At 71.0% G+C, this 4,722-nt stretch carries 4 protein-coding genes and 2 pseudogenes; 4 read left to right on the forward strand and 2 right to left on the reverse strand.

Translation table 11 applies throughout. The features are described from left to right. Together V5O46_RS31385 and V5O46_RS31390 are read left to right on the forward strand one after the other, a co-directional pair. A pseudogene (locus tag V5O46_RS31385) lies at positions 1-367 on the forward strand (2-oxoacid:acceptor oxidoreductase subunit alpha); the annotation flags it as partial. After that, positions 360-1,418 carry a 2-oxoacid:ferredoxin oxidoreductase subunit beta gene (locus V5O46_RS31390; RefSeq protein WP_332888133.1) on the forward strand — a complete coding sequence of 353 codons (1,059 nt, stop codon included), beginning with the start codon at positions 360-362 and terminating at the stop codon, positions 1,416-1,418. The pseudogene V5O46_RS31385 and the gene V5O46_RS31390, both read left to right, overlap by 8 nt. Before the next feature lie 33 nt (positions 1,419-1,451). Here V5O46_RS31390 and V5O46_RS31395 read toward each other — a convergent pair whose 3' ends face one another. Further along, on the reverse strand, positions 1,452-1,847 hold the full coding sequence (locus tag V5O46_RS31395) for a winged helix-turn-helix transcriptional regulator (protein WP_332888134.1): 396 nt from the start codon (positions 1,845-1,847) through the stop codon (positions 1,452-1,454). Between the two features lie 88 nt (positions 1,848-1,935). Between V5O46_RS31395 and V5O46_RS31400 the strand changes: the two genes are divergently transcribed. Together V5O46_RS31400 and rarD are read left to right on the forward strand one after the other, a co-directional pair. Next, positions 1,936-2,790: an SDR family oxidoreductase gene (locus V5O46_RS31400; protein WP_332888135.1), complete on the forward strand. Its 855-nt coding sequence runs from the start codon at positions 1,936-1,938 to the stop codon at positions 2,788-2,790. 145 nt (positions 2,791-2,935) lie between these two features. Next, entirely contained in the window at positions 2,936-4,135 is a 1,200-nt protein-coding gene (gene rarD / locus V5O46_RS31405; protein WP_332888136.1) for an EamA family transporter RarD, read from the forward strand. 106 nt (positions 4,136-4,241) lie between these two features. Here rarD and V5O46_RS31410 read toward each other — a convergent pair. Then, a pseudogene (locus V5O46_RS31410) lies at positions 4,242-4,673 on the reverse strand (CGNR zinc finger domain-containing protein); the annotation flags it as partial. Positions 4,674-4,722: the final 49 nt, after the last annotated feature.

Consider the following 4,722-nt stretch of genomic DNA (forward strand, 5'->3'; position numbering starts at 1 on the left):
CCAGGCCAAGATCGACAACATCACCGTCGACGACCTCGAGGCCGACGACCCCGACGGCGCCCGCACCCTGGTCCTGGGCTGGGGCTCCACCTACGGCCCGATCACCGCCGCCGTCCGCCGCATCCGCCGCTCCGGAGGCCGGATCGCCCAGGCCCATCTGCGCCACCTCAACCCCTTCCCCGCGAACCTCGGGGCGGTCCTCGACCGCTACGAAACCGTGGTGATCCCCGAGATGAACCTCGGCCAGCTCGCCACCCTCATCCGGGCGAAGTACTTGGTCGACGCCCGTTCGTACAACCAGGTCAACGGCATGCCGTTCAAGGCGGAGCAGCTCGCCGCGGCGCTGAAGGAGGCCATCGATGACTGACACCAACGCACTGCTGCAGCTCGTCCCCCGGGCGGAGGGCGAGCAGTCCATGAAGGACTTCAAGTCCGATCAGGAAGTGCGCTGGTGTCCGGGCTGCGGCGACTACGCGATCCTCGCAGCGGTTCAGAGCTTCATGCCCGAACTCGGCCTGGCCCGGGAGAACATCGTCTTCGTCTCCGGTATCGGCTGCTCCTCCCGCTTCCCGTACTACATGAACACCTACGGGATGCACTCCATCCACGGCCGGGCCCCCGCCATCGCCACCGGCCTGGCCTCCTCCCGCCGCGACCTCTCCGTCTGGGTCGTCACCGGTGACGGTGACGCCCTCTCCATCGGCGGCAACCACCTCATCCACGCCCTGCGGCGCAACGTCAACCTGAAGATCCTCCTCTTCAACAACCGCATCTACGGCCTGACCAAGGGTCAGTACTCCCCCACCTCCGAAGTCGGCAAGATCACCAAATCCACGCCGATGGGCTCCCTCGACGCACCCTTCAACCCCGTCTCCCTCGCGCTCGGCGCGGAGGCCTCCTTCGTCGCCCGCACCGTCGACTCGGACCGCAAACATCTCACCGACGTCCTGCGTCAGGCCGCTGCCCACCCCGGCACCGCCCTCATCGAGATCTACCAGAACTGCAACATCTTCAACGACGGCGCCTTCGATGCCCTCAAGGACAGACAGCAGGCACAGGAAGCCGTCATCCGCCTCGAACACGGGCAGCCCATCCGCTTCGGCACCGACCAGGCCAAGGGCGTCGTACGCAATCCGCGCACCGGCGACCTCGACGTCGTCACCGTCACCTCCGACAACGAGGCCGACATCGTGGTCCATGACGCGCATGCCGCGTCCTCGACCACGGCTTTCGCCCTCTCCCGCCTCGCTGACCCCGACACCCTCCACCACACCCCCATCGGCGTCTTCCGGTCCGTCGACCGCCCCGTCTACGACACCCAGATGACCGATCAGCTCGACATCGCCATCGAGAGAGACGGCAAGGGCGACCTCGCCGCCCTCCTCGCCGGCGGCGACACCTGGACCGTCACCGGCTGACGCAGGCGCACGGCTTAGGACGAGGCCCGGGCGCTAGGTCCGGGCCTCGTCGTATGCCCGGCGCGCCGAGTCCACCTCGGCCATGCGTCGCTCCGTCCACAGGGCGAGCGTGCGCACCTGCTCCGCCGCCTCACGGCCCAGGGCGGTGAGGGAGTAGTCGACGCGCGGCGGAATCACGGGCTGGGCGTCCCGGAGGACCATCCCGTCGCGCTCCAGCGTCTGCAGGGTCTGGGCCAGCATCTTCTCGCTGACCGGTCTGCCCATCCGGCCGACCGCCCGGCGCAGCTCGCTGAAGCGGTGCGGGCGCTCCAGGAGGTGGATCAGGACGAGGACGCCCCATCTGCTGGTCACATGCTCCAGGACCAGCCGGTACGGGCACATCGCCTCGGCGGAGCCCTTCCCGGTCTGCGGGCCACTACTTACTGCCATGCCAGTACCTTACTTGAAAGTGGGTACTTACGTTTGGAAAGCACCCCGCCTACGGTCGATGCCGAACCACCCACAAGGAGTTCTGATCATGGGCATCATCGTCACCGGAGCCACCGGACATCTCGGCCGGCACGTCGTGGAGCAACTGCTGGGGAAGGTCCCCGCCGACCAGGTCACCGCCGTGGTCCGCAATCCCGCGAAGGCGGACGACCTCGCCGGGCGCGGAGTGCGGCTCGCCGTCGCCGACTACAACACCCCCGGGACTTTCGGAGAGCTGTTCTCGGCGGGCGACAAGGTACTGCTGATATCCGGCAACGAGTTCGACAAGGGCCGGGTGCAGCAGCACCGGGTGGTGATCGACGCGGCCGAGGCGGCCGGCGTCGCGCTGTTCGCCTACACCAGCGCCCCCGGCACGCTGACCGCCGCACTCGCCGACGACCACCGCGCCACCGAGGAGGCGCTGCTCGCCTCCGGTCTGCCGTACGTACTGCTGCGCAACGGCTGGTACCACGAGAACTACACCGAGAACCTCGCCCCGGTGCTCGAGCACGGCGCGGTCGTGCAGGCGGGCGGCGAGGGCAGGATCTCGTCCGCCGCACGCGCCGACTACGCCGCCGCGGCCGTCGCCGTACTGACCGGCGAGGGGCACGAGAACCGGACGTACGAGCTGGGCGGCGACGAGGCCTGGGGGTTCGCGGAGTACGCGGCCGAGCTGAGCCGGCAGACCGGCCGGGAGATCGCCTATACCCCGGTCTCCGCCGACGCCTACGCCGGCATCCTCAGCGGCGCCGGAGTGCCCGAGCCGCTGCCCGCCGTCCTGGCCGGCGTGGACGCCTCCATCGAGAAGGGCGAGCTGGTCGTCCCCGGCGGCGAACTGTCCCGTCTGGCAGGCCGTCCGACCACCCCGCTCGCCGAGGCGATCAGGGCCGCACTCGGCGACTGAACCGGGCCGTCCGCCCGGCTCTCCAGCGGTCCTCCGCCCCACCTTCCCTCCACCTGTCATGACCGTATGCCGAAACACACATGACAGGTAGGGTCTCGCGGCGCTACCTTCGTTCCGGCGTGCAGGACAGGTGAAGGAGGTGCCCGTGACCGGGACGTCCAGGGGTGAGCAGCGGACAGGCCTGCTGAACGGCTTCGCGGCATACGGAATGTGGGGGCTCGTCCCCCTCTTCTGGCCGCTGCTGAAGCCGGCCGGGGCGACCGAGATCCTGGCCCACCGGATGGTGTGGTCGCTGGTGTTCGTCGCCGTCGCGCTGCTCGTCGTACGACGCTGGGCGTGGGCCCTGGAGCTGCTGCGCCAACCGCGCAGACTGGCCCTCGTCACCTTCGCCGCGGCGGTGATCACCGTCAACTGGGGCCTCTATATCTGGGCCGTGAACACCGGGCACGTCGTCGAGGCCTCGCTCGGGTACTTCATCAACCCGCTGGTCACCATCGCCCTGGGCGTGCTGCTGCTGAAGGAGCGGCTGCGGCCGGCACAGTGGGCGGCGGTCGGGACCGGCTTCGCGGCGGTGGTCGTCCTCACCGTCGGGTACGGCAGGCCGCCGTGGATCTCCCTCGTCCTCGCCTTCTCCTTCGCCGCTTACGGGCTGGTGAAGAAGAAGGTCAACCTCGGTGGCGTGGAATCGCTGGCCGCCGAGACCGCGGTCCAGTTCCTGCCGGCGCTCGGCTTCCTGCTGTGGCTGACCGCGCAGGGCGAGTCCACCTTCTCCACCGAGGGCCCGGGGCACGCCACGCTGCTGGCGGCGACCGGTCTGGTCACCGCGCTCCCCCTGGTCTGCTTCGGCGCGGCGGCGATACGCGTGCCGCTGTCCACCCTGGGACTGCTGCAGTATCTGGCGCCGGTGTTCCAGTTCCTGCTCGGTGTCCTCTACTTCGGCGAGGCCATGCCGCCCGAGCGGTGGGCAGGCTTCGCGCTGGTGTGGCTGGCGCTGATGGTGCTCACCTGGGACGCCCTGCGTACCGCACGGCGCACCGCACTTGCGCTGCGCGCGAGCGGCCTGCGGGTCGGGACCGGGACCGGAACCAGGGCCGTGGCACCGGAGGCACAGGCCGGCGCGGCGGCGACCGCCCGGGAATCGGCCGTCGTGGCCAGGGCCGCCACGGTCCCGGCCGCGCCGACCACCGCGGCGACATCAGCGACTACGTCCGCGGCGGCTGCCCCGGCGGCATCAGCGGCGACTTCGGCGACTTCACTGACGGCCGGGGAGCCGGGCGGCCAGGAGGCTGCGACCGCCTCCGCCGTCCCGGCCGAGAGCCCGCGCACCAGGGGATGCCGGCCATAGGCCGCTCAGGACCAGGACCGGGGCCGAGGCCGGGACCGGGGCCGAGGCCGGGACCGGGGCCGAGGCCGGGACCGGGGCCGGTCCTGAGCGGCCCGCCTCGGCGTCGTCAGTGACCGCCCCCGGCCGCTCCAGGTGATCGCCGCGCCCGGTGGGCCCGGACCTTCTCGCGGTTGCCGCAGTGCTCCATCGAGCACCAGCGGCGCCGGCCCGGGCGTGAGGTGTCGACGAAGAGCAGCCGGCAGTCGTGGGCGCCGCACTCACGGATGCGGTCGGCGTACCGGCCGGTGAACACGTCGACGGCATCTCCGGCCACGGTCGACAGCAGCCGCGTCCCCGTGGCTCCAGGTGCCCAGCCCCGGGTCCCGTCCGGCAGGATCCGGCTGACCAGCGCAGGCTCGGCCGCGGCGGCGTTGACCACGTCCAGGTGGGTGGGATCGAGCGGGCCACCGTGGGCGCGGTCCGCGGCGAGCAGGAAGAGGGCGTCACGCAACTCCCGGGCCCGCGCCACCTCCTCCTCCCCGACGGTGAGTTCCAGCCCGGGGGTCGAAGCGGTACGGCCTGCCGTCCCGCGAGACCAGCGTCAGACC

Source organism: Streptomyces poriticola, from assembly GCF_036689765.1.
GTDB classification, from domain to species: Bacteria; Actinomycetota; Actinomycetes; order Streptomycetales; family Streptomycetaceae; genus Streptomyces; species Streptomyces poriticola.

Coding starts and splice junctions, on each gene's coding strand:
- V5O46_RS31400 (WP_332888135.1), top strand. CDS start 1,936: ATGGGCATCATCGTCACCGGAGCCACCGGACATCTCGGCCGGCACGTC.
- V5O46_RS31390 (WP_332888133.1), top strand. CDS start 360: ATGACTGACACCAACGCACTGCTGCAGCTCGTCCCCCGGGCGGAGGGC.
- V5O46_RS31395 (WP_332888134.1), bottom strand. CDS start 1,847: ATGGCAGTAAGTAGTGGCCCGCAGACCGGGAAGGGCTCCGCCGAGGCG.